Genomic DNA, 1,753 nt, shown 5'->3' with positions numbered 1-1,753 from the left:
TGGGGTGCGGCGTCATGGCGGGCCTGGGCGCCGCCCTCAACACCGGCGCGGTGGGCCGCGGCGACTCCGTTGCCGTCATCGGCTGCGGGGGCGTCGGCGCGGCGGCCATCGCCGGGGCCACACTGGCGGGGGCGACCACCATCGTCGCCGTCGACCTCGACGACGGGAAACTCGCGACCGCCTCCACCCTGGGCGCGACGCACACCGTCAACTCGTCGGCGTCCGACCCGGTGGCGGCCATCCAGGCCCTCACCGGCGGGCACGGCGCGGACGTGGTCATCGACGCCGTGGGGCGCCCCGAAACCTGGAAGCAGGCCTTCTACGCCCGCGACCTGGCTGGGACGCTCGTCCTCGTCGGCGTCCCCACCCCCGACATGGAGGTGCCGCCCCTTCCGCTGCTGGATCTGTTCAGCCACGGCGGCTCGCTGAAGTCGTCCTGGTATGGCGACTGCCTGCCGTCGCGGGACTTCCCCACGCTCATCGACCTCTACCTCCAAGGGCGCCTGCCGTTGGACGCCTTCGTCAGCGAGACCATCGGCATCGGCGACGTCGAGGAGGCTTTCGTCCAGATGGGGCGGGGCGACGTGCTGCGCAGCGTCGTCGTCCTCGAGAACACCGAGAAAGGGCAGTGATCATGGCACGCATCGACCACGGGGTCACGACGGGCACCTTCAGCCTGGACGGGCAGACCTTCGACGTGGACAACAACGTCTGGGTGGTGGGGGATGACACCGCATGCGTCGTGATCGACGCCCCGCACTCGGTAGACGACATCCTGGCCCTGGTGGGGGACCGCACGGTGATCGCCCTGGTGTGCACGCACGCCCACGACGATCATGTCAGGGTCGCGCCCGACCTGGCCCGTGCGACTGGGGCGCCGATCCTGCTGCACCCCGCCGACGCCCCCGTGTGGGCGCTCACCCACCCCGGCGTCACGCCGGACGCCGACCTGGCCGACGGCCAGCAGATCGCGGTCGGGGATACCTCGCTGACGGTGCTGCACACCCCGGGGCACTCGCCCGGATCGGTGAGCCTGTACGCACCCGACCTGGGTGTCGTGTTCACCGGAGACACCCTGTTCCAGGGTGGGCCGGGCGCGACAGGCCGGTCCTTCTCTGACGCCGACCTGATCGTCGACTCGGTCCGGCGACGGCTCTTCACGCTGCCTGATGACACCATCGTCCACACCGGCCATGGCCCTTCGACCACCATCGGTGCGGAAGCTGCGGCCCTGGGCCGCTGAGCGTCAGGCGCGCTCGCGCACCCAGGTGAGGGCTTCGGCGGGGTCGTGGACGGTGGCGACGCCGTCGCCGTAGTCCGGACGCCGCACCACCACGACGGGGACGCCAAGCGTGTGGGCGGCGTCGAGCTTGGGGCGCGTGTAGGTGCCGCCGGAGTCCTTGGTGATGAGGACATCGGCGCGATGCTCGCGCATCAGCGCCAGTTCGCCGTCCAGGGTGTAGGGCCCGCGCGAGGTGAGCAGGCGCCAGGCATCCGGGAGCGTCAGATCGGGCACGTCCACGACGCGGGCCAGCACCGCTGCCTGGCCGAGCGCGGGCAGAAAGCGCGCGAGTTCTTGGCGTCCCACGGTGAGGAAGGGGCGGACGCCGAGCGTCGCGGCCAGGTCTGCGGCGGCGTCGTGGCCGTCGGCGTAGTGCCATTCGGGGCGCGGTTCCCAGCCTGGGCGTTCGAGGCGCAGCAAAGGGATGCCCTCGGCCGCGCAGGCGGCCGCGGCGTTGGCGGACATGCCGCG

General features: G+C 72.0%; 3 protein-coding genes. 2 read left to right on the top strand and 1 reads right to left on the bottom strand.

The annotated features are described in order from the left end of the window. Positions 1–632: zinc-binding dehydrogenase (locus tag V7E09_RS15575; protein ID WP_324523734.1), on the top strand; the 632-nt coding region annotated here is incomplete at its 5' end. 2 nt (positions 633–634) lie between these two features. Beyond that, complete coding sequence (locus V7E09_RS15570; RefSeq protein ID WP_442956906.1) at positions 635–1,243, top strand: MBL fold metallo-hydrolase; 609 nt, start codon at positions 635–637, stop codon at positions 1,241–1,243. Between the two features lie 3 nt (positions 1,244–1,246). On the opposite strand, the gene V7E09_RS15565 is transcribed toward V7E09_RS15570, so the two are convergent. Continuing rightward, a partial coding sequence (locus V7E09_RS15565) for a precorrin-6A/cobalt-precorrin-6A reductase (RefSeq protein WP_324523733.1) occupies positions 1,247–1,753 on the bottom strand: 507 nt, incomplete at its 5' end.

The sequence above is a fragment of the Propioniciclava sp. genome, assembly GCF_036744435.1.
In the GTDB taxonomy this organism is placed as follows: Bacteria; Actinomycetota; Actinomycetes; order Propionibacteriales; family Propionibacteriaceae; genus Propioniciclava.
This window is presented reverse-complemented; position numbering and strand designations above follow the sequence as displayed.

Bases quoted from the DNA above. Each gene is read 5' to 3' on its own strand.
- V7E09_RS15570 (WP_442956906.1), top strand. From the start codon at position 635: ATGGCACGCATCGACCACGGGGTCACGACGGGCACCTTCAGCCTGGAC.